Raw genomic sequence first — 25,386 nt, forward strand, 5'->3', positions numbered from 1 at the left:
AGTTAGAATTTAATCAAGCCTGAAAAGCCCATAAAGGCAACTGACATTAAGCCCGCAGTGATTAAAGCAATAGCATTACCTTTAAATGGCTCGGGCACGTCAGACACTGTAATGCGTTCTCGAATGGTGGAAAATAATACCAACACCAAAGAAAACCCTAAAGCGGCACCAAAGCCATATAAGCCAGACTCTATAAAATTATGCTCTTCTTGAACGCTTAATAAGGCGACACCTAAGACAGCGCAATTAGTGGTAATAAGCGGCAGATAAATACCTAAAACCTGATGCAGTAAGGGGCTTGTTTTATGGACGATAGCTTCGGTCATTTGCACAACGACAGCAATAACAACAATAAAAGTAATGGTCCGCAAATATTCTAAGCCTAAAGGAGCCAGTAAATAATGATTGGCTAAATAACTGCAAATGGACGCTAGGGTAAGTACAAATGTTGTCGCAAATCCCATACCCATAGCAGTTTCCAGCTTGTTTGAAACACCCATAAAGGGGCACAAGCCGAGAAATTTCACCAACACAAAGTTGTTGACTAGTATGGTGCTGACTAAAATGAGTAGGTATTCAGACATAGGGTAAATAAAGGGTTTTGACTAGTATATAGCCATTAGTTCAAATCGTATGGTTGATTGTTAGCGCCTCATATAACCAGATAGAATGAAAATTGTATTTAATATTCAATTTAAGAATTATAGGGGCTTTTTATTAAATGCTCAACTTTTTGCACCATACTGGTTTTTATTTAATGCGCATTCCGGGTTTTGCGCCATTGTCTGGCGATAAGATCCATAATTCATCACCACCTGGACCTGCGGCTAGAACCATGCCTTCGGATACGCCAAAGCGCATTTTACGTGGTTTAAGATTAGCGACCATAACAGTGAGTCGGCCTTCAAGTTGCTCAGGCGTATAGGCAGATTTTAACCCTGCTAATACTTGCCGGCTTTCATCACCCAAACTTAGTGTTAAACGAAGTAATTTGTCAGCCTCTTCAACGTGCTCGGCTTTTTCAATAAGGGCAACGCGCAAATCAATATTAGCAAAATCGTCAAACTCGATAGTATTGGCTATCTTTTCAATTTTTTTAGTCGCTGGGCTTTTTGCGGCAGTAGGGGTTGAGAGTAAGTTTTCTTTCGATGCTTCAATTAAAGCGCTGAGCTTATCTGCGTCAACACGGGCCATCAAGGGTTTGAATTTATTGATGGTGTGAGCGGTTAGAGGCGATAACCCATCTGGCCAAGCAAACTCGCCGGCGTTGATAAATGTTTCAGCTTTAGCAACCATCGTTGGTACAACGGGTTTTAAGTAACTGGCAATAACATAAAATAAATTAATGCCGACACTGCAAATGTCGTGTAATTCAGCATCGCAATTGTCTTGCTTAGCAATGACCCATGGCTGTTTTTCGTCAATATACTGGTTGGCTTTATCGGCCAAGGCAGAAATGGCGCGCATGGCTTTGCCGTATTCGCGTGACTCGTACAGTTCAGCAATAGTGTGGTTTTCCTCAACAAATGATTGGAATAGCTCAGGCTCGGAGCACGTAGCGGATAATTCATTATTAAACCGTTTTTTAATAAAGCCACTGCAACGGCTCGCAATGTTTACCACTTTATTTACAAGGTCAGTATTGACGCGCTGGCTAAAGTCTTCGAAGTTAAGGTCGATATCTTCAACCCGGTTGCTCAATTTTGCTGCAAAGTAATAGCGTAAATATTCAGGGTTTAAGTGCTCTAAATAAGTGCGAGCTTTGATAAAGGTGCCGCGAGACTTTGACATTTTTTCACCATTAACGGTTAAAAAGCCATGAGAAAATATCGCGGTTGGGGTTCTAAACCCAGCACCTGTTAACATGGCTGGCCAAAATAAGGCATGAAAGTAGACAATGTCTTTGCCGATAAAGTGATAAAGCTCGGTGTTACTGTCTTTACCCCAGTACTCGTCAAAATCAAGCCCATTTTGGTCGCATAAATTCTTAAAGCTGCCCATGTAGCCAACCGGCGCATCAAGCCAAACATAAAAGAATTTGCCTGGTGCGTTAGGGATTTCAAAACCGAAGTAAGGCGCATCCCGAGAGATATCCCAATCTTGCAAGCCCACTTCAAACCATTCGTTTAGTTTGTTAGATACTTGTTCTTGTAGATGACCAGATTGAGTCCAGTCTTTTAACATGGCTTCAAATTCGCCCAGTTTAAAGAAAAAATGCTCTGACTCTTTATCAATGGGCCTTTCACCTGAAACAGCTGAAACAGGGTTAATTAAATCGGTAGGGGAATACGTTGCACTGCAGACTTCACAGTTATCACCGTATTGATCGGCGGCACCACATTTTGGGCATTCGCCTTTGATAAAACGATCAGGAAGAAACATTTCCTTAACCGGGTCATAAGCTTGGGTGATGGTTTTGCTGTGAATATGCTGCTTTTCATGTAAGCGGTTGTAGATCAGTTCGGCAAAGTCGCGTGTTTCGTCTGAATGGGTTGTATAAAAATTATCGAAACCAATATTAAAGTCTTGGAAGTCGGCGTTGTGCTGAGTCCATGTGTCTGCAATTAATTGCTCAGGTGTTATGCCTTCTTGTTGTGCCCTTAACATAATGGGTGTGCCGTGTGCATCATCGGCGCAAACATAATGACAGGTGTGTCCTCGCTGTTTTTGAAAACGCACCCAGATATCAGTTTGGATATATTCAACTAAATGGCCAATATGAATAGGGCCGTTAGCGTAAGGTAAAGCACTGGTAACAAGAATTTTTCTTATTTCGTTTGACATAAATAAAGGTGATAGTGTTGAGCAAGTAAGCCTAACAATAAATGGTGTTGTATAGGCGTTGGTTTATTTGGCTGTATTGTCCCATAAAATAAGCACAATGCCTTCGGCATTGTGCTTATTCTTTACACGGTATGTTTTAAGTTTATGAAAAAAGTTGTCCGGTTTGTGAATTTAAAATGACGTTATTTAAAAACGCAGTTTTTTGCAAAATCAGATGTTTGGTTAGCGGTCCAATCAGCTTTAGATTTTTCTTTCATGTCTGTGCACCAAGCGTCACTTCCAACTTCTGGCGTGCATGCTGTAAGGGTTAATAATGTGATAACAAGGGCGCTAAGGGCGCTTTTTTTAATGATGCTCATGGATGTCCTTAAAAGTATTGATGTTAGACGTGTTGTGAAAACGAGATACGGAGATGCTACTAAAATTAGTCGCGTAGGTGTTAATAATTTTATTAACCCTTGTCGATGATGTGAGGCTGGCTTATAAATGGTTGCTTGGTTTGCGCTTTTAGTCGGTGCCTAAAATTCGCAAAAGTTGCGAATAAACGTATAGAATAGAGTGTTTTATTGCAGGGCTATTTGGAGCACAAATGAGTGAATTGTCAGTAACAGGTATAGAGCAGCACCTAAAAGAATTTATTGACCCGTTAACGGGTAACAGTATCGTGTCTAATAAGGCGTTGAAAAACTTAACACTGGTCAATGGTGAGCTTCGAGTTGAGCTCATATTGGGGTACCCAGCTGCGGGCGTTAAAGAGCAGTTAGAGGCTGAAGTTGCGGCGCATCTTCAGCAGCTCGATGGCATTAACAGTGTTGAGGTAACGATTAGCTGGATCATCAAACCACACGCTGTTCAAAAGGGCGTTAAATTAATGAATGGTGTAAAGAATATGGTGGCTGTGGCTTCTGGAAAAGGAGGGGTCGGCAAATCAACAACATCGGTTAATTTAGCGTTGGCGCTTGTTGCAGAAGGTGCACGTGTCGGCATTCTTGATGCGGATATTTATGGCCCAAGTCAACCGACCATGTTAGGTATTAGTGGTCGCCCTAGTTCGCCAGATGGCCGAACCATACAGCCAATGGAAAGCCACGGTCTGCAAGTGATGTCAGTTGGTTTTTTAGTTGACGAAGATACACCGATGATTTTGCGTGGGCCGATGGTTACGCAAGCCTTAGGTCAATTGTTAAATGATACAAATTGGGATGATCTTGACTATTTAATTATTGATATGCCACCGGGAACCGGCGATATCCATTTAACCTTGGCACAAACTGTTCCTGTAACCGGTTCTGTCGTGGTGACAACACCGCAAGATATCGCCTTGATTGATGCGAAGAAAGGCCTAAAAATGTTTGAAAAAGTGGATATCCCAGTGCTCGGAATCATTGAAAATATGAGTCTGCATATCTGTTCAAACTGCCAACACGAAGAAGCAATTTTCGGGCAAGGCGGTGGCGAGGCGATGGCGCAACAATATGGTGTTGAATTTTTGGGAGCGCTGCCGTTGGATATCTCTATTCGAACCAGCACAGATACTGGAACCCCCACCGTTGCGTTAGACCCGGACAGCCAAATTTCTGTGATTTATAGAAAAATGGCTAGGAAACTGGCCGCATCATTGTCAGTAAAAGCAAAAGACTTTAGTGGCAAAATTCCAAACATTGTTATTAATTAATTAGGTTCGCTATGGGTATTAAATCAGACAGCTGGATTCGCCGTATGGCGAATGAAAAAGGGATGATCGAGCCTTTTGAGTCGCATCAGGTGAGACACTCAGATGAGGGGCGAGTTATTTCTTATGGTACATCGAGTTATGGTTACGATATTCGATGTTCTGATGAGTTTAAAATTTTTACGAATATTAATTCGGCAGTGGTTGACCCTAAAAATTTCGATGAAAATAGTTTTGTTGATATTAAGTCGGATGTTTGCATTATTCCACCTAATTCATTTGCCTTGGCAAGAACGGTTGAATACCTAAGGATCCCACGGGATGTATTGACAATTTGCTTGGGTAAATCAACATATGCGCGTTGCGGCATTATCGTTAATGTCACCCCATTGGAGCCAGAATGGGAAGGGCATGTCACTTTGGAATTTTCGAATACCACACCTTTGCCAGCCAAAATTTATGCTAATGAAGGCGTCGCGCAAATATTGTTTTTAGGTGCCGACGAAATATGTGAAACATCATATGGCGATCGCGGTGGTAAGTATCAAGGACAAACTGGCGTTACATTACCTAAAGCTTAACGAGGCGTTGTGTTGCTAATTGTCAAAATGGGCACTTAGCAGGCGCATTTCAAAAGTCCCATAGGTTTTTTTACGTTGTAAAAGAATGGGGAGGTTATGTAATTCCTTTGCGCACCAATAATAGGTAATCAAGGGTTTATCGTCTTTTTTACGCGCAAGTTTAATGGTCTGGTATTGTTTTCCGGCTACTTTAATTTGCTCGTCGCCTAGTTGAGTAAAGGAATAGGTTTTTAATTTTCCACCATCGGCAATTTGGTAGCTCAACGACTTTTCGGCCGGGTTTTTTAAGTCCTGCATTAGGGCTAATTGTAAAAGCGCTTTATCTAAGACGCCGTTGCTTAGCGTTAGCCTCCAATCGTGCCCTTTTGACGAATTTGTAAGTGTTTTTGTCTGCCAATCAAAGTGCAATTTTATGTTTTTCTTGTCATCGCCAAGAGTTTGTTGGTATTCGTAGGATAAAGGCCTTACTTGCTGTTCAGTGAGCTCAAATCGACTGCTTTCAAGTACGATATCGTCACGTACGAAGGCAAGCAAGCCGCTTGTTTCAGTGGATGAGAGAAGCTGATATTGGCCATTGGCTAACATTTTAACGTTTAATGAAACGTGGCCAATTTCAATATTATTATGGCTTAGTTTGTATTCGGCTTTAAAGGTGGGAAGGGTTTGGTCAGCTGCAAAAGTATGAGTAGATAATAGACTAAAAAAAACGACGATAATAAATAGGCTGGTTTTTTTTAGTAATATATTCATCTGCTTACATTACATGTAATCCATGACGACTGGGCCGCTCATTTTTTTTCCATCCATATAGACTTCGTTGCCTTTTAGTTCAATTCGCCCCTCGGCAAGCCAGCTAATGGCGGTTGGGTAAATAAGGTGTTCCTTCGTTTTAATTCGAAGCTCAAGGCTCTCGGGGCTGTCGTTGGGAAGAACCGGTAAGCGTGCTTGCAAAACCACAGGGCCGCCATCGAGCTCAGTATTAACAAAATGCACGCTGCTACCGTGAAGTGGCTCGCCATCGTCCATAACCCGTTGGTGTGTGTGCATGCCTTTGTATTTTGGCAGCAAAGAGGGGTGAATATTGATGAGTCTGCCGTAATAATGGTTCACAAAGTCATCGCTAAGAATGCGCATGAACCCAGCTAAAACCACTAAATCAGGTTTGTATTCATCAATTTGTTGCTGCAAGTCTTGATCGAAGGCTTCACGTGATGAATAAGTGGTGTGATCTAAAACATGGGTTGGAATATTGGCTTCTTTGGCACGGTTAAGTCCCATAACCCCGGGCTTGTTACTGATAACCGCCGAAATAGTGGCGGGTAGGCCAGTATCTATAATCGATTGGAGCGTTGTGCCAGAGCCCGATAGTAAAACGACAATACGATAGTCGGAGTTCATTATGATTAAAGGTAGTTAACCTTGGGTTCGCCCTCGGCTTGGGCAATATCGCCGATGATGAATGCAGACTCTCCGCTTGACTCAAGTTGAGCGAGAACAGCGTCTACATTGTCTTTTGCGACGCAAAGGACCATGCCGATGCCGCAATTAAAAGTTTTAAGCATTTCCTCATCGCTAATATTGCCTTCTTCTTGAAGCCAATCGAACAACGCGAGCGTTGGCCAGCTACCTAGTTTTACATTGGCTACTGTATTGTCAGGTAAGACGCGGGGCAAGTTCTCGGTGATGCCGCCACCGGTAATATGAGCGATGGCATGAATGGGTTGTTTGCTAATTAAATCAAGTAGGGTCTTAACGTAAATACGCGTTGGTTCGAGTAAAACATCGGTAAGAGGTTTGTTGTCCAATGTTTGATTTAGGTCGTCTTGTAGTTCGATTACTTTGCGAATTAATGAGTAGCCATTTGAATGTGCGCCTGATGAGGCAAGGCCAATTAATATATCGCCAACGGCAACCTCAGTGCCATCAATGATGTTGTCTTTTTCAGCAATACCAACACTAAAGCCTGCTAAGTCGTAATCTTCGCCATGATACATTCCGGGCATTTCGGCGGTTTCACCGCCAACCAGTGCGGCACCGGCTAATTCACAGCCCTTTCCAATGCCTGCAATTACGTCACTGGCCACGTCTACATTTAGTTTGCCTGTTGCGTAATAGTCGAGAAAGAATAAAGGTTCAGCGCCGGTTACGATAATGTCATTGACGCACATGGCAACAAGGTCTATGCCGATCGTGTCATGCTTGTTCAGCATCATAGCCAATTTAAGTTTTGTTCCAACACCATCGGTGCCGGAGACAAGAACGGGTTTTTTATAACGATCGAGTGGTAGCTCAAATAAAGAGCCAAAGCCGCCCAGCCCTGACAGGACGCCTGCGCGCTGGGTTCGCTTAGCAATAGGCTTTATTCGTTCGACGAGTTGTGTGCCGGCATCAATATCAACACCTGCGTCTTTATAGCTTAGGCTATTCTTTGAATCGTTCAAAATAAACTGTATTCGGTTATAAAAAGTTAGATTATATCAGTTGAGTTAATTGTTGGCAGTAATAGGGCTAACTATATTATGCTATAGCTTATTATTAATTAAGGTTTTGTGGGCGTAATGATGCGTTTTTTAGTGAGTATTTTATTGTTACTATTATCTGTGCCGGCATATGCGGTGCAGTTAGAGGGCCTATACACGGCGCAAGTAGCAGTTGATGACCAGTCTCAGTCTGTGCGTAATCAGGCCATTAAACAGGCGCTTCATACAGTAGTACGTAAAGTCTCTGGCCGTCGTAGTACATTGAATAATTCGCCGTTACTGGAAGCCTTATCGAATGTTGGCTCCTATGTAGAGCAGTTCCAGTATAAAAAAAGAGATCAAGATAACGGATATTGGTTGATCGTTAGGTTTCAAAAAGCTGCACTAGATCGAACTTTGCAACAGTTTGATGTGCCTGTTTGGGGCGCTAATAGGCCGGATGTGTTGTTATGGTTAGCAGTGGATGATGGTAATGATCGTTATATACTCAATAGCAGCACAGGCAAAGAATTGGCTGATGCGCTGAAACAAGAGTCGTTAGATGCTGGCTTAGCAGTGACCCTACCTTTGTTAGATTTGGCAGATCAAAGAGCCGTTAGTTTTAACGATATACGGGCAGGTTTTTCAGAGCAGATAGCGCTCGCTTCTCAACGTTATAGTACAAATCAGGTAATCTTTGCTCGGTTGTTAAAAACCAACGGGATATGGCAGCTTAACTGGACCTGGCTAAGTGAAGGTCGGCAATACGATGGGGTGGAAAAATCCTCCGGTGTTAGTACTGTTTTTCAGCCGGTATTTATTGAAATGACAGAAAAGCTAGCAGATATTTATGCCCCGATGGGTATTGTCAGCTTGGAAAAAAAGCTGACAATTGAGCTGATTGGAGTTGATGACCTGCTGGCATTTACTCGCGCTACAGGCTATTTATCATCGCTTGATATGGTAAAAAAATTAAACTGGGAGCAATTACAGGGAAATAAGGTGGTGCTGAACCTAGTTATCACAGGTGATGAGTCGGTATTGATACAGACCATTGCATTGAACGATGTTTTGTCACCGGGTAGTTCTCAAAGACTAGTTGCCCCGGTTAGTGTCGATATCAATAGCTTGCCTGCTCAACCATTGGAAAAAGTTCTTTACTACCGAGTCAACTAAATGAATAGGCGCGATATTCCTAACCTGATCAGTGTCATTAGGATTGTATTAGTTTTACCAATCATCTATTTGTTATGGAACAAGCAGTATCAGATGACCTTGGCGCTTTTTATTATTGCTGGGTTGTCAGATGCATTAGATGGTTTTTTAGCCAAGCGATATGACTGGACGAGCCAGTTGGGGTCTTTTCTAGACCCATTAGCTGATAAGTTGCTATTGGTGTCCTGCTTTTTAGTATGCGTCTTAACAGGCTTAATGCCTGCTTGGCTATTTATTGTGATTTTGTTGCGTGACGTCATTGTGTCTTTTGGCGCTCTAGCGTATCACTTGATGATTGAGACGTTTCAAGGCACGCCACCATTTTCTAGTAAGTTAAATACGACATTTCAGATCGTTTATTTGGTGTTGTTAATAGCCAGCCAAGGCATCGTGCCTATACCGCACAGTTGGATTGAGTTTGCGCTTTATTCGGTTGCTGCAACTACTGTCATTAGTGGTTTGGAGTATGTTTGGAGCTGGGGGTTTAAAGCATGGGAAGCGAAGGTTCGGGAGTAGTATGAAAAACGATAACACTAAGTACTATTTAGTTGCCATTGCCTTTATTGGTCTGGCTTACGTGTTATTGCCCATTTTAATGCCATTTGTTTGTGCGGCATTATTAGCCTACTTAGGTGACCCACTGGCAACGTGGCTGGAAAAACATAAGTGGCAGCGATCATGGGCGGTCAGCTTGGTGTTTGTTGTAATCTTTACTCTTTTGGCAGGCGTGGCCATCGTGCTTGTGCCGCTGATAGAGCAACAGTTTGCTAGTTTGGTTGAAAAAGTACCGGCTATTATCAGTTGGGTAAAAGAAACGGTGCTGCCGTGGCTGCAAGTTCGTTTAAATCACTATGGCTCCGTGAATGTAGATGAAATTCAACAGACTCTGCAAGACAATATTGGCAGTGCTGGTAGTGTCGTGGCAAGCATCTTGAGCTCTGTCAGCTCGTCTGGAATGGCTTTCTTGTCGGCGCTGACTAATCTGCTGTTGATTCCACTCGTCACGTTTTACTTTTTACGCGATTGGAATGCGATATTAGAACGCATTCAACATTCGTTTCCACGTCGGCTAGAAGATAAGTTAACGGGTATTGCGCACGAAGTTGATGCTGTTCTTGGCGCTTTTTTCAAGGGACAACTTTTAGTAATGGCTAGCCAGTCAGTTATTTACTATATTGGATTAAGTCTAGTGGGGCTGGAGTTTTCCTTGTTAATCAGCTTAATTATCGGGCTGGTCAGTTTTGTGCCTTATCTAGGTTTGATTGTGGGGCTTGTATTGGCCTGCGCTACGTCTGTTTTTCAGTTGCATGATGTCAGTGGTGTTTTGCCAATCTTAGTAGTGTTTGCAGTAGCACAAGTTTTAGAAAGCTTCGTGTTAACCCCTGTGTTGGTCGGCGATAAGATCGGTTTGCATCCGGTAACGGTCATATTTTCGGTGATGGTTGGTGGTCAGTTTTTTGGAGTGACCGGGGTCTTATTGGCTTTGCCGGTGGCGGCGGTTTTATTTGTACTATTGAGACACGTCAATGATCAATATAAAAGCAGTGAGTTATACAAGCAAACATAAAAAAAGGCACCGATTCGGTGCCTTTTTATAATTATGTCTCGTGACTATAGGTTTTGTGCAACAAAATCCCAGTTCACTAATGCCCAAAATTTATCCATGTAGGCAGGGCGAGCGTTACGACAGTCGATGTAGTAAGCGTGCTCCCATACGTCACAAGTTAATAATGGTGTTTGGCCAGCGGTTAACGGTGTGCCCGCATTGCTGGTTTGAACGATTTCAAGTTTGCCATCAGCATTTTTAACCAACCAGCACCAGCCAGCGCCAAATAAATTAACAGACTTGTCTGTAAACTCTGCTTTAAATGCGTCAACAGAACCGTATGCTTCATTGATGGCAGCCAATAAATCACCTGTTGGCTCAGTGCTGTTTGGCGTTAAACAGTTCCAATAAAATGTGTGGTTCCAGATTTGTGCTGCATTATTAAAAATAGGGCCAGAAGAGTTTTTGACAATCTCTTCAAGACTTGCGTTCTCAAACTCTGTTCCAGGGATTAAACCATTTAATTTAGTAACATAGGTTGCGTGATGTTTACCGTGGTGAAACTCTAGTGTTTCTTGAGAGATATGAGGTTCCAATGCGTCAATTGCATAAGGAAGAGCGGGTAATTCATGTGCCATGATAATTGCCTTTGTAGTTAAGTGATGCGCTAAGCGCGTTAAAAAGTACGTATATCACAATAGTAAAGTTTATGATATAAATCAATATTAAATGAGACTTACCGTTATTTTTTTGCAAAAAGCAAAAGGGCTGGTAAACCAGCCCTTTTGGTAAGCGTTTTAAATGACGTTACTTGTCGTCGCTTGTATTGTGTACGTGGATGTCTTGTTGTGGGTAAGGAATGCTAATGCCTTCGCTATCAAAGCGTAATTTGATGCTTTCGAGTAAGTCGAAATGCACACCCCAATAATCAGCAGAGTTGACCCAAGGGCGTACGGCGAAGTTTACGCTGCTATCGCCTAATTCGAGTAGGCCAATGGTTGGAGCGGGGTCTTTTAAGATGCGTGTTTCATTTTGCATGAGTTCGTCTAATACGGATTTTGCTTTCTTAATATCATCATCATAACCAATGCCAATAACTAAATCTAAACGTCGTGTTGGCTTGGTTGAGTAGTTAACAATATTTCCGCCCATTAAACTGCCGTTAGGAATGATAATGGTTTTATTATCGCCAGTACGCATCACGGTATTGAAGATATGAACCTCTTCGATGATACCTGAAGCGCCAGCACCTTCAATAAAATCGCCTTTTTTGAAGGGACGAAAAATAATCATTAATACGCCAGCGGCAAAGTTTGCTAATGAGCCTTGAAGGGCTAAACCAATCGCTAGACCAGCAGCACCAATGATGGCAATAAATGAAGTGGTTTGTATGCCCAGTTGCCCCAGTGAGGCAATGATGACGAAAGCCAGTAGAGCGGTATAAATAATGTTAGTAGTGAATGAAATAAGGATCGGGTCTGAGCCGCCTTTTTTCATTGCTTTAATGACGCCGGACTTAATCGACTTAGCAATCATCTTACCAATAATAAATATTGCGAGTGCAGCGATGATTTTAAGCCCGTATACGGTGAGTAGCTCTTGAACTTGAAGAAGGGTTTCTTCGGATAATACGTTTTCCATTTTATACCTCGGTTAGTTTTTGGTTAGGGGGTGAAGACTTTTTTTAGTAAATCGGTTGTTCGGGCTGCAGGGTTTTCACGGATGAGCTTTTCTTGCTCGGCAATTCGTAAAAACATAGCGTCAACCGCTTTTTGTGCAACAAACGTGTCAAGATCCGGTGTTTGTGAGGAAACTAATTGGCCGATCGAGCCTGAGTTAGCGATAAGTTGCTTGTAACTGGCGGTCACACCAGCACTATCTGTTGACTGTTTAACAATGGGTAGGAACTTGTTAAGTAATTGCTCGGAGCTGTGTTGTTTGAAATAGTCAGTTGCAGCGGTATCTGATCCATTGAGAATCTGTGCCGCATCATCAATACTCATGTTTTGAATGGTGTTTGCAAAAATAGTAGCCGCTTCAGGGGCTGCTTGTTCGGCGGCCTTGTTGAGCGTGGCTTGGAAGCTGTCTACTAAACGACCTTGGCCAAGCATTTCCAGTGAAGAGGCAATGGGTTGTAAGCTGCTTGGAATGGGGACCTTTACATCCTCATGGTTCAAGAAACCACCTTCTTGGCTTAAATTGTTAACAGCAACGGTCGTGCCTTTTTTAAGGGCTTCTTTTAGTCCTGCAATAACATCAGTCTGACTTAAATTTGCGGGAAGTTGGCTGGATGTTGGAATGCTGAGCTTGCTGGTATCGATGTCTTTAATAAAATCAAAAAGCCCTGCGTTGACAAGAGGTGTTGTTAATAAAGCGATGATAAACGTCGTTTGTTTTAGCCAATTGTTCATGGAAACGTCTCCTTGTTTTTAAAAACGATATCATATTTCCCCGAACTGAACACAGCCTTAATCAATAATGGCTTATATCGATTTTGATAACGTGGACTTTAAAAAAGGAATGGTCAACTTTCGCTGGGCTGCTAGGCTTGCTTTGTCTAATGTGTTAAGCAAGTTCCAGAGCGTATGCAGATTTCTAGGAAAGTGCGTCATTAAATAGTTAGCGGTTTCACGGTTAAGTTCTAAGCCGAGTTTTTGAGCACGTGCTTGTAAGGCTTGTAGGGTGCTTTCGTCGCTAAGAGGGGCCAAGTTAAGTGGAAGGCCGCTATTTAATCGGCTTTGCAAATCGTTAAGGCTGATCTGAAGATGTTGTGGCGATACCGTGGCGCTTACAATTAAACGCCCAGTTTGCTGTTTAATTTGATTAAACAGGTTAAATAAGGCCTCTTCCCAATCAGTCTTTTCACATAGGATGTCGATATCATCTATACAAATTAGGTCGAGGTTCGCCAAGCCCTCCAGTATTTTTGCCGAGGTGCCCAGTAGCTCTTTTGCTGGCAAATAGCTGGCTGTGCCACCTAGTTGGCTTTGGCGTTGGCAAGCCGATTGTAATAAATGAGACTTACCGGTTCCTATGTCGCCCCAAAGAAAAATAAACGGTTCATCGGCGTCTTTTAGGGACTTAATGACCAGTTGATTCTCAGTGGCAATAAAGCTCTCAAAGTTAAACGCTTCTTTTAACTTGAAAGGCAGAGGCAGTTGGGGGTGCATTAATGTTTGCTAATGTGACGAATATATAGAGAGGCGCTAAAAAATACCGTTAAGCTGATGACAATTTCAAGAAGGCCAAGCAGTCGAGTAGTTGAGCTTGCAAACGCTTCGGTTGTGCCATGTATAAAGTACAGCAGGCTTAAGTAAGCCGCCCAGTTAACGGGCTTTTCTTTACCATGTAGAACACCCCTTAATGGTAATAATAATGGGATAACACAGGTGATAAGCACCAAGGCTACTGGGAAGGTTTGCGGTGGCGCGAGTAGGGTGATCCAAGCGGTTATGAAGCCAATTAAGCAAAGGTAGCTGAGTAGTTGCAACCAGTACGCTGCTTTTTTACCGGGTAAAGTCATTATGAATTAAGTTTTTTTGCGAGTAGGGCGATTCTTTTGCCAAGAGCAAGGCATAAGTCAGATTCGTGTTGATCTAGTTTTCGCGAGTTATCAGGGCCTGCTAGATGACTGGCGCCGTATGGTGTGCCACCAGATTGTGTTTCTAACAATGATGGTTCAGAGTACGGTAGCCCGGCCAGCAACATGCCGTGGTGAAGCAACGGTAGCATCATTGATGTGAGCGTTGTTTCCTGCCCCCCGTGAAGACTACTGGTTGAGGTAAAAACGGCAGCAGGCTTGCCAATCAGCGCGCCAGATAGCCAAAGGTTGCTTGTGCCATCAAGAAAGTATTTTAAGGGTGCAGCCATATTGCCAAATCGAGTCGAGCTACCCAAGATGAGCCCGTGGCAGTTTTTAAGGTCGTCTAAGCTGGCGTATAAAGCACCGTCAGCTGGAATATTGTCTTCAGTTGCTTCACAAACGCTAGAAATGGCTGGCACGGTACGAATTTTAGCTTGTACGCCTTCTATGCTTTCCACGCCCCGAGCAATCACACTGGCCATGTTAGCTGTTGCGCCATGGCGACTATAAAATAGAACCAGGACCTCGGTGTTCATTTATAAAATTTCCAGAACGGTTTCAGGTGGGCGGCCAATTGCTGCTTTGCCATTCGCTAAGACGATAGGCCGTTCAATTAAAATAGGGTTCTCCAGCATTGCTGTGATTAACTGTTCATCGCTAAGGCTGTTGTCCTTTAGGTTTTGTTCTTTATAAATGGCTTCGCCTTTGCGCATTAAGTCGCGTGGCTCCATATTGAGCATGCTTAATATGGATTCTAGTTCGGCTCGGCTAGGTGCTTTCTTCAGGTACTCGATAACGTCTGGTTGAACGCCTTTTTCTTCAAGTAGTTGGAGTGTTTGGCGAGATTTGCTGCAACGTGGGTTATGATAAATTTTAATGCTCAACAGAGTATCCTCATGCGTGTTTTCTTGAATTATAAATTATCTGTTAATTTAGGGCAGGCTTTTTCTGCTTTGTGTGCTGCGTGATATGATGGGCGGTAGATTATTAAATAAGAATTCGAAGATGAAATTACCTGATTTTAGCCAAGCGTCAGTACTGGTTGTTGGAGACTTGATGCTGGATAGAAACTGGCAAGGCGATACCTCGCGTATTTCTCCAGAAGCGCCAGTGCCTGTTGTGCACGTTAAAAATGTAGAAGATCGCCCAGGCGGTGCCGGAAACGTTGCGTTAAATATTGCGGGTTTGGATGCGGCAGTGTCAGTTCTTGGTTATACCGGTGATGATGACGCAGCAAGATCGTTAAAAAGTCAGCTAGAAGAAGCAAAAGTAGTGTGTCAGTTTATGACACTGGCTAATCAGCCAACGATTACCAAATTACGCATTTTAAGTCGTCATCAGCAATTGATTCGTTTGGACTTTGAAGACAGTTTTCATGATTTGCCGGCAGAGGCCTTACTAGAACACTATACAGCGGTACTTGCCTCGCATGATGTGGTGATTTTGTCAGATTATGGCAAAGGAACGCTGGCGTCTGTAACACAACTTATTGCTGCGGCAAAAGCAGCAGGTAAAAAAGTATTAATAGACCCGAAAGGAACAGACTTTAGCAAATACCGAGGGGCCACGTTAATTACCCCAAATTGGAGTGAGTTTCAAGCCGTGGTAGGTGAATGTGAGAGTGATGAGGATGTCGTCATTCGTGGCGCTGCCTTGCTTAATGAGCTAGAGCTGGAGGCGTTATTGGTTACCCGTGGTGACAAAGGCATGACCTTATTGCAGCCGCAACAGCCGCCGATTCATTTACCAACGCAGGCGCAAGAAGTGTTTGATGTGACGGGCGCAGGTGATACGGTTATTTCAACATTAGCAGCATGCTTGGCCGCGGGCTCAAGTTTTTCAGAAGCCACCGTATTGGCTAATCAAGCAGCCGGCTTAGTGGTGGCTAAATTAGGCACGGCATCGATTACTCAGCAAGAGTTGCAGGCGACTTTGCACACCTTAGAAGACATGCCTCGCGGCTATGTTAGTGCAGATGAGTTGTCAGAAGCGATTTCAACAGCGCGCTTGAATGGCGAAAAAATTGTACTAACAAACGGTTGCTTTGATATTTTACACCCAGGACATGTGCGGTATTTGCAGCAAGCAAAGGCGTTGGGTGATCGGTTAATTATTTTAGTGAATGATGATGCCTCGGTGTCTCGCTTAAAGGGCCCTGAGCGGCCGATTAATAATTTAGCAACACGTGCAGAAATGTTGTCCGCATTAGCGTGTGTAGATTGGGTTTGCGCTTTTTCAGAAGATTCACCACGCGAGCATATTTGTCGCATTTTGCCTGATGTGTTGGTGAAAGGTGGCGACTATCAACGAATTGAAGATATTGAAGGACATGATTGTGTTGCCAAGGCAGGTGGTTCTACCTATGTGCTGGATTATGTGGATGGTTGTTCAACGACCAATTTGATTAAAAATATACGCGATACAAGCGATAAAAGGTAAACGAAGATGATAATCGTAACAGGTGGTGCAGGGTTTATTGGCAGCAATATAGTGCAAGGTTTAAACGCTAGAGGTATTAGCGACATCTTAGTCGTTGATGACTTAAAAGACGGCACAAAATTTAAGAACATCGTGGATGGCCGGATTGCCGACTATATGGATAAAGATGATTTCTTAGATAGCGTATTAGGCGGGGACCTCGACGGGGTTAAGATTGAAGCGCTTTTCCATCAAGGCGCCTGCTCATCTACAACTGAGTGGGATGGTCAGTTTATGATGGAAAACAATTATGAATACTCGAAAACCCTTTACCATTTTTGCCAAGAAAATAAGGTGCCGTTTATTTATGCATCCAGTGCCTCGGTTTATGGCGGTGGGCGTGTTTTTAAGGAAGACTTATCCAACGAAGCGCCACTGAATGTGTATGGTTATTCTAAATTCTTGTTTGATCAATATGTCAGAGCACAAGAAGCATTAAGCCCGCAAGAGGCCAGAAGCCAAGTAGTTGGACTGCGTTATTTTAATGTATATGGCCCCCGTGAACAGCATAAAGGAAGCATGGCGAGTGTAGCGTTTCACTTAAATAATCAACTACTTGAAAAAGGTGAAATCAAACTTTTCGCTGGTTGTGATGGTTATGCAGATGGTGAGCAAGTACGTGACTTTGTTTATGTGACGGATGTGGTTGACGTGAATTTATGGTTTTTGGATAACCCAACGGTGTCTGGAATTTATAATTGTGGCACGGGTAAGAGCCAACCTTTTAATGATGTAGCGAAAGGCGTACTGGATTATCACCAAAAAGGCAGCCTAAGTTACATTCCTTTTCCCGACCATTTGATTGGACATTATCAAAGCTTTACAGAGGCAGACTTAACGGCGTTAAGGGCGGCCGGTTGTGATGTTAGATTCAAAACCGTGGCTGAAGGAGTAAAGTGTTACATGGAATGGTTAAACGCCGGTTAGTTTAATGCGACTGGCGTACTCAGTCTTATTGTACTTACTGACCCCGTTTTTTATTTTACGGCTGTTAATCCGTGGGCGCAAAGCACCGGCATACTTAAACCGTTGGGCAGAACGTTTTGGTTGGTATAAAAAAGGTCATCCGCAAGGGGTTATTTGGTTCCATACCGTGTCTGTCGGTGAGGCAGAGGCAGCTTTTGCACTGATTGATAAAATTGCAGCTGCTTATCCAGATAAGCCAATTTTGGTTACTACAACCACACCAACGGGCTCTACGCGAGTGAAGGCATTTTTAGGTTATCGTGTTCATCATGTGTATTTGCCTTACGATTTGCCGGATGCGATGTGGCGCTTTTATCGGTGTTTTAAACCAGCCATAGCGATTATTCTAGAAACAGAAATTTGGCCAAATATGCTTCACCAAGCGCAGAAAAATGCTGTGCCGTCTATTATTGTTAACGCACGACTTTCTGAAAAGTCTGCAAAGGGGTATGCAAAACTAGGTGCTTTTATGGTGCAAACATTGGCGAATATTACGCATGTCTGTGCGCAAACTGAGGCGACCTTAGAGCGATTCGTTGATCTCGGTTTAAATAAAAATAATATCAGTGTGCCAGGTAATATTAAGTTTGATCTAGAAATGTCAGCCCATCTGTTTGAAGAAGCAGAGGTCATCAGGCGAGATTGGTTTCAACAGCGCCCTAGTTGGATAGCTGCCAGTACGCATGAAGGCGAAGATGAAATAGTATTGGATGCTTTTTCTCAAATAAAAAAACAGTTACCGAATAGCTTGTTAGTTTTGGTGCCTCGGCACCCAGAGCGATTTAACACCGTTGCAAAAATGTGTGAAAAACGTGGTTATACCGTGACGCGACGAAGCGAGCAAAAATCATCGCCAGTAAAAACAGACGTGTTTTTACTGGATACCTTGGGTGAATTGAAACTGTACTATGCAACCGTTGATGTTGCATTTATTGGTGGTAGTTTCGTGCCAACTGGTGGGCACAATATGCTTGAGGCGGCGGCACATTCAGTGCCGGTTCTTTTTGGTCCATTTGTACATAACTTCACCGAAATTAGTGAGTGCTTATTAAAAAAAGGCGCTGCGATTCAAGTGATAGGTGCGGACGAACTTGCATTACAAGTGGTTGACTTACTCGAGCACCCTGAGCAACGAGATCAGATGGGAATGAAGGGCCTTCGTTTTGTTGAGCAAAACAAAGGCGCGGTGGATAAAGTGGCAGAGCGTATTGTCAGTATGGTTAATGCGTCTCGTTAGTAGCCGCTTTAAAGTACTTTCATCAGGTATTTTTTGCCTGATCTTAACAATGAGTATCGCGCGTTTTTCCTATACGCCAATGATCCCTATCATGTTTGAACAGGCTGGATTAACCAAGGTGCTAGCGGGTTGGTTGGCGACTATAAATTATCTGGGCTATATGTTGGGTGCGTTAACAGCGACATTAGTTGGAAACCTCGTTGTTAAAGACCGGATTTACCGGCTAGGCTTACTGCTTGCGATTATGACAACAATAATGATGGGGCTGTCTGATAACCCTTGGGTTTGGGGTGTTTCGCGCTTTGTTGCGGGTTTTAGTACGGCCGCCGGGTTGTTAATTGGCGCAGGCCTAATGTTAAATTGGTTGATTAGGCATCACCATCGAAGCGAGATGGGTATTCACTTTTCTGGGATAGGGTTAGGAATAGTACTTGTAGCTTTATTACTTGAATACTCGAAGTCAGTCAGCTGGTCAGCGCAATGGTTGTTGCTCGGTTTTGTTGGGATGGGGTTAGCTATTCCTGCATGGCGATGGTTACCGCCTCCAGCTACAAGCAAGCTAACAGAAAAAGGGCAGCTTCTTGATGATAAACCACCCAGTAAGCGGTTCTTGGGGCTTATGTTGTTGGTGTACTTTTGCGCAGGTTTTGGCTTTGTTATTAGCGCAACGTATATTGTGGCAATAGTCGAGAATCAGCCTGCTTTGAAGGGGCAAGGTGAAATTGCATTTCTTGTATTGGGTGCCTGTGCCGCGCCAGCGTGCATTATCTGGGATTTAATTTCAAGAAAAACGGGTATTTTGAATGCGCTGCTATTTGCATTTTTGATACATGCGGTAGGTATTGTGCTTCCCGCGTTGAGCGATACATTGCTGTTTGCTTTATTAAGTGCTGCTTTGTATGGTTTTACTTTCGTGGGTATCGTAAGCATTGTGTTGACAATGGCGGGCCGATTTTACCCGACAAAGCCGGCAAAGCTGATGGGTATGTTAACGATGAGTTATGGTGTTCCGCAGATTGTAGCGCCCACTATCGCAGGCTATTTAGCAGCCTCAACGGGTGATTATAATGCCTCATTATTTATGGCGAGTGGCTGCGTTTTGTTCGGTTCAGCTGTTATTTGGCTGATCAAAAAATGGGCTATTAAAGACATGGCGTTACTTAATGCAACGCCATGATGCTTATGTAGCTAGTGTTCTTTATTACGGCTAATAATGAGCGGTGTCTAGTGTGCTAGCCAGTTGTTGACTATGCCAAGGTCGGCCTCAGAAAGGGTTCCAGCATTGTTTTTAAGGTTTAAAATATTAAGAATATAGTCTTTTTTCGCAATGCTTAGTTCAAGTTTTGCTCGTGATAAGTTACTTTGCGCATCAAGCACATCAACGATGGTACGGGTCCCTACTTCTAAGCCAACTTCATTTGCGTCTAAAGAGCTTTTGTTTGAAACAATGGCCTGCTCTAAGGCATGGATGCGTTTTAGGTTGGTCGTAACGCCCCTAAATGCGTCACGCGTTTTTCTTAGAGTGGTGCGTTGTAATGATTGTAAGATATCTAACGATTGTTGATGGTTAAACGCTGCTTGCCTTGTTAGTGAGCTGGTTCTTCCGCCCGCAAATAAAGGCACATTTAGTTCTACGCCAATGCTATCGGATTCATTTCTTAAGCCAGTTCCAAAGCTGCCACCGCCGGTTTCAGCATATTGGTGAGAAGCGACTAGATCTACAGTAGGGTAGTGGCCTGCGCGCTGTAGCTCTATTTCTTTTTTAGCAATGTTGACATCGTATTTAGCTACTTCCAGCGATAGGTTTTGCAGGGCAGCAAACTCTTCCCAGCGATTGATATCATTCGGTTCAGGCGCAGATAAGGGGAAACTAGAGGCTAAATGAGCCAGTACTAATTCGTCGGTTTGGATAATCTCTCGAAGTGACTCTTGTGCAGAATACAGGTCATCTTGTGCAGCAATTTGAGTTGCAATAGACAAATCATATCGAGCTTGGGCGTTATGTACGTCAGTGATCGCGATAAGGCCAACTTCAAAGCGAGCTTGTGCTTGCTCAAGCTGACGGGTGAAAGCATTAACATCGTCGTTTGCTAAGTTCAAGGCTACTTCGGCTTGAAGGCTGTTAAGGTAACGTTCGGTTAAACGTAAAATTAGTGCTTGTTGCGCAATTTCATACTCTACTTCGGCTCTAGAAACCTGCTTATTAGCTTGCTTGTAGCGAGTGTAGTTGGCCCAATTAAAAAGAGGCTGTCTTAGGGAAACTGCAAAGCCCTCATCACGGAATTGGTCTGTGCTTTTCCCCGTTCCCGAAAAACTACTTTCACTTTCTTGGCGGACATCATTAGACAGCGCCGATGCGTTAATGCTAGGTAGTAACCCAGCTAAAGCCTGTGGGCTTGCTTCTTTTGAAGATAGCAACTGGTTATAAGCAGCATGAATGTCAGCATCATGTTGAAGAGCACGTTTGTAGGCCGTCATCAAATCGATAGGTTGGGCGATGCTTAAAACAGGGAAAATACAAAGAGCGAGACTTGGAAGAAGTTTTTTCAAAAAAATCATGTTGGTAAAGAGACTAGTAGTAACAGCCAACACTTTAGCATGTTGGGCAGGTTCTTAACCATCTTCATTCCGTGTTTTTAATGTAAATGTGACGGGTCCGTCATTGCATAAAGTAACTTGCATATCGGCAGCAAATTCACCGCATGAAACAGCGGCATATTGTTGTTTTGCATAACGCGTAGTAAATTCGAACAACGGCTTTGATAGTTGAGGTGCTGCAACGCAGCTAAAACTGGGGCGAGCGCCTTTTTTGGTATTGGCCGCTAAGGTGAACTGTGGGATCAGTAATAAACCACCGTTAATATCTTTTAAGCTTAAGTTCATTTTACCGTTTTTATCGGCAAAAATCCGATACGATAAAATACGATCAATCAATTGCTTTGCTTCGGTTTCGCTATCGTTTTCCTTAATGGCGACAAGGGCGACGATGCCTTGGCCAATTTCACCAATGAGGCAATCATTAACGGTAACCTTGGCATAAGTGACGCGTTGAATAACGGTTAGCATGAGCAGGTTATGATAAGTGTTTAAAAAAATCTGCATAGCTGTCGCTAATAACAGCTAGTGAGAAAGCGGCATTTGCAGGGCTAGGATTGGGTGATACGTAAACGGGTTTGGCGTTAATCGTCCAAGATTGCAGGCCCCAGCTGGTGGCAGATTGTTTGCCTTCGCTGTATTGCAGGTATTTTTGACAGGTTAATTTACCGTGGAACCAAATTATGTCGGGCTGTGCATCGTCGATGAGTTGCTGTAGTCGGGAGCTACCGTTACGGTAGTCAAAGGCTTTTAAGTCGCCGCAGCCAGCGGTTGGGCGCTTTACTAGGTCAGTAAATCCAATTCGGTATTTAGTGTGTAGGTATTGGCAGCCTTTAAAACTGGCCTCGATATGTTCATCAAAAAAACCGCACTGATTGAGTGCTTTCCAAAATCGGTTTCTGGGGTTGGCAAAGTAAAACCCTGCCTTAACAGACGGAATAGAAGGGTTTAACCCAACTGACAAAGCGGCTAATGGGGCGCTAAGTAGGTCTGGCAAGGTTTCCATTAGCTTAATAAGTTGGCATAGAATTATCGACCTGAGCGGCCCAAGCATTAACACCGCCGGTCAAGTTAATAACATCGGTAAAGCCGTTTTGGAGCAAAAACTGAGCTACTTGTTGGCTTCTCATTCCATGGTGGCAGATAGTAATAATAGGGCTGTCTTTTGGCAGTTCATCTAGACGATTAGGGATGCTCTGCATTGGTATTAAATGGCTGTTTGATAGATGACAATATTCAAACTCGTTAGGCTCTCTAACATCAAGCAAAAATAAGGAGTGATTAGGTTGCTCAAGCAGTGAGCTTAGTTCAGTAGCAGAAATTTTTTTCATATGGGTAATAAAGCCTTTTTTATTGGAAATTAATTATAGCAGTGTGTGATAAGATGAAGGCTACCCTAATATCAATACACGTGCATCAAAGAGGTCGTTATGAGCGCCATTCCAGAAGAATTCCAGAAGAAAACCGAAGCATTGCAGCAGGCAGCTATAACGCCTTTGCCAAATTCAGAAAAAGTTTATATTAAAGGCTCGCGTGATGATATCAACGTGCCGATGCGTAAAATATCATTAGCGGATACAGCGTCTAGTTTTGGCGCAGAAAAAAACCCAGATGTGTATGTTTATGATTGTTCGGGTGTCTATACAGATCCAGATGCAACGATTGATTTGCGTAAAGGGTTGCCGAATGTGCGTTTACCGTGGATTTTAGATAGGAATGATACTGAGCTGCTAGAAGGGCCCAGCTCAACTTTTGGCCAAGAACGGCAAAACGACCCAGCGTTAGCAAGCTTACGTTTTGAGCATATCCAAGCACCTCGACGAGCGAAAGCGGGCGCAAACGTTAGCCAAATGCATTATGCGAAAAAAGGCATTATCACGCCTGAAATGGAATACATAGCGATTCGTGAAAACATGAAGCGTTCTGAAATTAACGCAGAGCAACACCCCGGCGAATCCTTCGGCGCAAGTATCCCTGAGCAGATCACAGCAGAATTTGTGCGTGACGAAGTTGCACGTGGCAGAGCGATTATTCCAGCGAATATTAACCACCCTGAAGTAGAGCCAATGATTATAGGCCGTAACTTCTTGGTTAAAATTAACGGTAATTTAGGTAATTCAGCGGTGACTTCTTCGATTGAAGAAGAAGTTGATAAGATGGTATGGGGCATTCGATGGGGCGCGGATACCATCATGGACTTATCAACCGGTAAAAATATACATGAAACACGTGAGTGGATTTTGCGTAATTCCCCTGTGCCGATTGGTACGGTGCCGATTTATCAAGCCCTTGAAAAAGTAAACGGTAAAGCAGAAGATTTAACGTGGGAAATTTTCCGCGATACTTTGATTGAACAAGCAGAACAAGGTGTTGATTACTTTACAATCCACGCAGGCGTTTTACTACGTTATGTACCGATGACAGCTAAGCGGACGACCGGCATTGTGTCACGCGGTGGTTCTATTATGGCGAAATGGTGTTTAGCACACCATAAAGAAAACTTTTTATATACGCATTTTGAAGATATCTGCGAAATCATGAAAGCGTATGATGTGTCATTTTCATTGGGCGATGGGTTGCGCCCTGGCTCCTTGGCCGATGCAAACGACGAAGCTCAGTTTGGTGAATTAGAAACGTTAGGTGAACTGACGAAAATAGCTTGGAAGCACGATGTGCAAACAATGATCGAAGGTCCTGGTCACGTTCCTATGCATATGATCAAGGAAAACATGGATAAGCAGCTAGAGTGCTGTGATGAGGCGCCTTTTTATACCCTCGGCCCTTTAACAACCGATATTGCACCGGGCTATGACCATATTACATCGGGCATTGGTGCTGCGATGATTGGCTGGTTTGGTTGTGCGATGCTCTGTTATGTTACGCCTAAAGAGCATCTGGGTTTACCGAATAAAGAAGATGTTCGAGTGGGGATTATTACCTATAAAATTGCTGCACATGCGGCGGATTTAGCCAAAGGTCACCCCGGCGCACAAATACGAGATAATGCCTTATCAAAAGCGCGATTTGAATTTCGTTGGGAAGATCAGTTTAATCTTGGTTTAGACCCGGACAGAGCACGTGAATATCACGACGAAACCTTACCTAAAGACTCTGCCAAAGTTGCCCACTTCTGCTCCATGTGTGGGCCACATTTTTGTTCGATGAAAATTAGCCAAGATGTGCGCGATTATGCAGCGAATAAAGGCATAGATGCTCAAGATGCGTTGGCTGAAGGGATGGCTGAAAAAGCAGGCGAGTTTAAAAGCAAAGGTGCCGAGCTATATAAGAAGGTTTAACATCTTCTCATAATAGCGCAGAGATCCTGAGCAATCAAAATTCGGCTAGCTTTTTGAAGGAGCTAAATGTTTAGGCTGGCGTTGTTATTAGCTGGCCTAACCAGAGTAAGTTGATTAATCGCTTGAGGCTGAGTCATGGCTGAAATGGATCTTGCTGCTAAGCCGGTTCTTGTTGCTCTGGTATTAGCAACGCTGGTAATGCTAGAAATGCTAGCGCCGATGTTTCGATTTTATGATGCTGTCAAACCACGGTTGAGGCATGATGCGGCTAATATTTTATTAGGTGTTTTAAATGCGGCTATAGCGAGTATTTTGTTCACGGGATTGGTGTTGTCAGTCACAACATGGGCAGTGGGCTATTCGTTTGGCCTATTGAATTGGCTGACATTAAGCCCCTACCTTGAGTTATTAATTGGTCTATTGTTATTCGATTGCTGGCAATATTGCTGGCATAGACTCAATCATGCAATTCCCTTTTTATGGCGATTTCATGCTGTCCACCATTCGGATGCGGCAATGGACGCCAGTTCAGCGGTGCGGTTTCATAGCGTAGAGATAATATTTTCAAGCGCTCTGCGTTTATTGGTATTGCCAATCATTGGCTTAAGCGTAGAGCAGTTGCTAATTTATGAGTTGATAGCGTTACCGATTATTTTAATTCATCATAGTAATGTTGCTGTTCCAGCTACGTTGGATAGATTATTGCGTGTCATTATTGTTACGCCTCATGTTCATTGGGTTCACCACTCGCACTTGCAAAACGAAACAGATTCCAATTACGCCAGTGTGTTGTCCATTTGGGATAGGGTTTTTGCTAGCTTTTGTTTGCGAGATGATCCTCAAAAGATACGGTTTGGTTTAGGCGATAGATTTGATCAAACGCGGTGGGATCAATTTATTGGGCAGTTAAAACAACCCTTTAATTCAGCCTTATATGAACAAAGAGAAAGCAGTCTTAAAAAGTAATTTGAATA

General features: G+C 43.3%; 28 protein-coding genes. 11 read left to right on the forward strand and 17 right to left on the reverse strand.

Annotated elements, in window-relative coordinates; genetic code table 11:
* Positions 1–2: 2 nt before the first annotated feature.
* From rsxA to CYCPU_RS11870, 3 genes are all read right to left on the reverse strand, one after another.
* Positions 3–584, reverse strand: a complete 582-nt coding sequence (gene rsxA, locus CYCPU_RS0100775; RefSeq protein ID WP_016390360.1) for an electron transport complex subunit RsxA — start codon at positions 582–584, stop codon at positions 3–5.
* A 166-nt stretch (positions 585–750) separates the two neighbouring features.
* Complete coding sequence (metG, locus tag CYCPU_RS0100780) at positions 751–2,784, reverse strand: methionine--tRNA ligase (protein ID WP_016390361.1); 2,034 nt, start codon at positions 2,782–2,784, stop codon at positions 751–753.
* A 182-nt stretch (positions 2,785–2,966) separates the two neighbouring features.
* Positions 2,967–3,143: a DUF3012 domain-containing protein gene (locus CYCPU_RS11870; protein WP_016390362.1), complete on the reverse strand. Its 177-nt coding sequence runs from the start codon at positions 3,141–3,143 to the stop codon at positions 2,967–2,969.
* A 230-nt stretch (positions 3,144–3,373) separates the two neighbouring features.
* Between CYCPU_RS11870 and apbC the strand changes: the two genes are divergently transcribed.
* Entirely contained in the window at positions 3,374–4,459 is a 1,086-nt protein-coding gene (gene apbC, locus CYCPU_RS0100790; protein ID WP_016390363.1) for an iron-sulfur cluster carrier protein ApbC, read from the forward strand.
* Between the two features lie 11 nt (positions 4,460–4,470).
* A complete protein-coding gene (gene dcd / locus CYCPU_RS0100795) occupies positions 4,471–5,037 on the forward strand; it encodes a dCTP deaminase (protein ID WP_015004971.1) in 567 nt (188 codons plus the stop codon).
* A gap of 15 nt (positions 5,038–5,052) precedes the next feature.
* On the opposite strand, the gene CYCPU_RS0100800 is transcribed toward dcd, so the two are convergent.
* Genes CYCPU_RS0100800 through purM form a run of 3 tightly spaced genes read right to left on the reverse strand, consistent with a single transcriptional unit; the run spans position 5,053 to position 7,478 of the window.
* Positions 5,053–5,787 carry a DUF3108 domain-containing protein gene (locus CYCPU_RS0100800; protein WP_020161673.1) on the reverse strand — a complete coding sequence of 245 codons (735 nt, stop codon included), beginning with the start codon at positions 5,785–5,787 and terminating at the stop codon, positions 5,053–5,055.
* A gap of 9 nt (positions 5,788–5,796) precedes the next feature.
* On the reverse strand, positions 5,797–6,435 hold the full coding sequence (gene purN, locus CYCPU_RS0100805; RefSeq protein ID WP_015004973.1) for a phosphoribosylglycinamide formyltransferase: 639 nt from the start codon (positions 6,433–6,435) through the stop codon (positions 5,797–5,799).
* 5 nt (positions 6,436–6,440) lie between these two features.
* The gene (gene purM / locus CYCPU_RS0100810; protein WP_016390366.1) at positions 6,441–7,478 is read right to left on the reverse strand and encodes a phosphoribosylformylglycinamidine cyclo-ligase; all 1,038 of its coding nucleotides are present in this window, start codon (positions 7,476–7,478) and stop codon (positions 6,441–6,443) included.
* A gap of 117 nt (positions 7,479–7,595) precedes the next feature.
* On the opposite strand from purM, the gene CYCPU_RS0100815 reads away from it, so the two are divergent.
* Genes CYCPU_RS0100815 through CYCPU_RS0100825 form a run of 3 tightly spaced genes read left to right on the forward strand, consistent with a single transcriptional unit; the run spans position 7,596 to position 10,278 of the window.
* On the forward strand, positions 7,596–8,672 hold the full coding sequence (locus CYCPU_RS0100815) for a DUF2066 domain-containing protein (protein ID WP_033422292.1): 1,077 nt from the start codon (positions 7,596–7,598) through the stop codon (positions 8,670–8,672).
* Positions 8,673–9,227: a CDP-alcohol phosphatidyltransferase family protein gene (locus CYCPU_RS0100820; RefSeq protein WP_020931848.1), complete on the forward strand. Its 555-nt coding sequence runs from the start codon at positions 8,673–8,675 to the stop codon at positions 9,225–9,227.
* 1 nt (position 9,228) lies between these two features.
* The gene (locus CYCPU_RS0100825) at positions 9,229–10,278 is read left to right on the forward strand and encodes an AI-2E family transporter (RefSeq protein WP_016390368.1); all 1,050 of its coding nucleotides are present in this window, start codon (positions 9,229–9,231) and stop codon (positions 10,276–10,278) included.
* 44 nt (positions 10,279–10,322) lie between these two features.
* On the opposite strand, the gene CYCPU_RS0100830 is transcribed toward CYCPU_RS0100825, so the two are convergent.
* The 7 genes from CYCPU_RS0100830 to arsC all read right to left on the reverse strand — a co-directional run bounded on the left by CYCPU_RS0100830 (position 10,323) and on the right by arsC (position 14,724).
* The gene (locus CYCPU_RS0100830; RefSeq protein ID WP_015004978.1) at positions 10,323–10,895 is read right to left on the reverse strand and encodes a superoxide dismutase; all 573 of its coding nucleotides are present in this window, start codon (positions 10,893–10,895) and stop codon (positions 10,323–10,325) included.
* Between the two features lie 169 nt (positions 10,896–11,064).
* On the reverse strand, positions 11,065–11,898 hold the full coding sequence (locus CYCPU_RS0100835) for a mechanosensitive ion channel domain-containing protein (protein WP_016390369.1): 834 nt from the start codon (positions 11,896–11,898) through the stop codon (positions 11,065–11,067).
* A 23-nt stretch (positions 11,899–11,921) separates the two neighbouring features.
* Positions 11,922–12,668: a DUF4197 domain-containing protein gene (locus tag CYCPU_RS0100840; RefSeq protein ID WP_015004980.1), complete on the reverse strand. Its 747-nt coding sequence runs from the start codon at positions 12,666–12,668 to the stop codon at positions 11,922–11,924.
* Positions 12,669–12,740: 72 nt separating this feature from the next.
* Positions 12,741–13,427, reverse strand: a complete 687-nt coding sequence (hda, locus tag CYCPU_RS0100845) for a DnaA regulatory inactivator Hda (protein WP_020161675.1) — start codon at positions 13,425–13,427, stop codon at positions 12,741–12,743.
* Entirely contained in the window at positions 13,427–13,780 is a 354-nt protein-coding gene (locus tag CYCPU_RS0100850; protein ID WP_015004982.1) for a DUF2069 domain-containing protein, read from the reverse strand. Before CYCPU_RS0100850 ends, hda begins: the two co-directional genes overlap by 1 nt.
* Positions 13,780–14,376 carry an NAD(P)H:quinone oxidoreductase gene (wrbA, locus tag CYCPU_RS0100855; RefSeq protein WP_020161676.1) on the reverse strand — a complete coding sequence of 199 codons (597 nt, stop codon included), beginning with the start codon at positions 14,374–14,376 and terminating at the stop codon, positions 13,780–13,782. The genes CYCPU_RS0100850 and wrbA overlap by 1 nt, the downstream gene beginning before the upstream one ends.
* Entirely contained in the window at positions 14,377–14,724 is a 348-nt protein-coding gene (arsC, locus tag CYCPU_RS0100860; protein ID WP_015004984.1) for an arsenate reductase (glutaredoxin), read from the reverse strand.
* A 121-nt stretch (positions 14,725–14,845) separates the two neighbouring features.
* Between arsC and hldE the strand changes: the two genes are divergently transcribed.
* The 4 genes from hldE to CYCPU_RS0100880 are packed head-to-tail and all read left to right on the forward strand — an operon-like array spanning position 14,846 to position 19,698.
* On the forward strand, positions 14,846–16,279 hold the full coding sequence (gene hldE / locus CYCPU_RS0100865) for a bifunctional D-glycero-beta-D-manno-heptose-7-phosphate kinase/D-glycero-beta-D-manno-heptose 1-phosphate adenylyltransferase HldE (RefSeq protein WP_015004985.1): 1,434 nt from the start codon (positions 14,846–14,848) through the stop codon (positions 16,277–16,279).
* Positions 16,280–16,285: 6 nt separating this feature from the next.
* Complete coding sequence (gene rfaD / locus CYCPU_RS0100870; RefSeq protein WP_020161677.1) at positions 16,286–17,245, forward strand: ADP-glyceromanno-heptose 6-epimerase; 960 nt, start codon at positions 16,286–16,288, stop codon at positions 17,243–17,245.
* A 4-nt stretch (positions 17,246–17,249) separates the two neighbouring features.
* A complete protein-coding gene (gene waaA, locus CYCPU_RS0100875; RefSeq protein ID WP_020161678.1) occupies positions 17,250–18,521 on the forward strand; it encodes a lipid IV(A) 3-deoxy-D-manno-octulosonic acid transferase in 1,272 nt (423 codons plus the stop codon).
* Positions 18,493–19,698: a YbfB/YjiJ family MFS transporter gene (locus CYCPU_RS0100880; protein ID WP_232228506.1), complete on the forward strand. Its 1,206-nt coding sequence runs from the start codon at positions 18,493–18,495 to the stop codon at positions 19,696–19,698. The genes waaA and CYCPU_RS0100880 overlap by 29 nt, the downstream gene beginning before the upstream one ends.
* Positions 19,699–19,745: 47 nt before the next feature.
* Here CYCPU_RS0100880 and CYCPU_RS0100885 read toward each other — a convergent pair whose 3' ends face one another.
* From CYCPU_RS0100885 to CYCPU_RS0100900, 4 genes are read right to left on the reverse strand one after another with little or no spacing between them, the layout of a single operon-like run.
* Positions 19,746–21,080: a TolC family outer membrane protein gene (locus CYCPU_RS0100885; protein ID WP_026362536.1), complete on the reverse strand. Its 1,335-nt coding sequence runs from the start codon at positions 21,078–21,080 to the stop codon at positions 19,746–19,748.
* 54 nt (positions 21,081–21,134) lie between these two features.
* Positions 21,135–21,587 carry a D-aminoacyl-tRNA deacylase gene (gene dtd / locus CYCPU_RS0100890; RefSeq protein ID WP_020931856.1) on the reverse strand — a complete coding sequence of 151 codons (453 nt, stop codon included), beginning with the start codon at positions 21,585–21,587 and terminating at the stop codon, positions 21,135–21,137.
* A gap of 7 nt (positions 21,588–21,594) precedes the next feature.
* A complete protein-coding gene (locus CYCPU_RS0100895) occupies positions 21,595–22,122 on the reverse strand; it encodes a mismatch-specific DNA-glycosylase (RefSeq protein ID WP_020161680.1) in 528 nt (175 codons plus the stop codon).
* 4 nt (positions 22,123–22,126) lie between these two features.
* The gene (locus CYCPU_RS0100900; protein WP_020161681.1) at positions 22,127–22,447 is read right to left on the reverse strand and encodes a rhodanese-like domain-containing protein; all 321 of its coding nucleotides are present in this window, start codon (positions 22,445–22,447) and stop codon (positions 22,127–22,129) included.
* 99 nt (positions 22,448–22,546) lie between these two features.
* Between CYCPU_RS0100900 and thiC the strand changes: the two genes are divergently transcribed.
* Positions 22,547–24,412, forward strand: a complete 1,866-nt coding sequence (gene thiC, locus CYCPU_RS0100905; RefSeq protein ID WP_016390377.1) for a phosphomethylpyrimidine synthase ThiC — start codon at positions 22,547–22,549, stop codon at positions 24,410–24,412.
* 135 nt (positions 24,413–24,547) lie between these two features.
* Entirely contained in the window at positions 24,548–25,378 is an 831-nt protein-coding gene (locus CYCPU_RS0100910; protein ID WP_020161682.1) for a sterol desaturase family protein, read from the forward strand.
* Positions 25,379–25,386: the final 8 nt, after the last annotated feature.

The sequence above is a fragment of the Cycloclasticus pugetii PS-1 genome (genome assembly GCF_000384415.1).
GTDB lineage: Bacteria > Pseudomonadota > Gammaproteobacteria > Methylococcales > Cycloclasticaceae > Cycloclasticus > Cycloclasticus pugetii.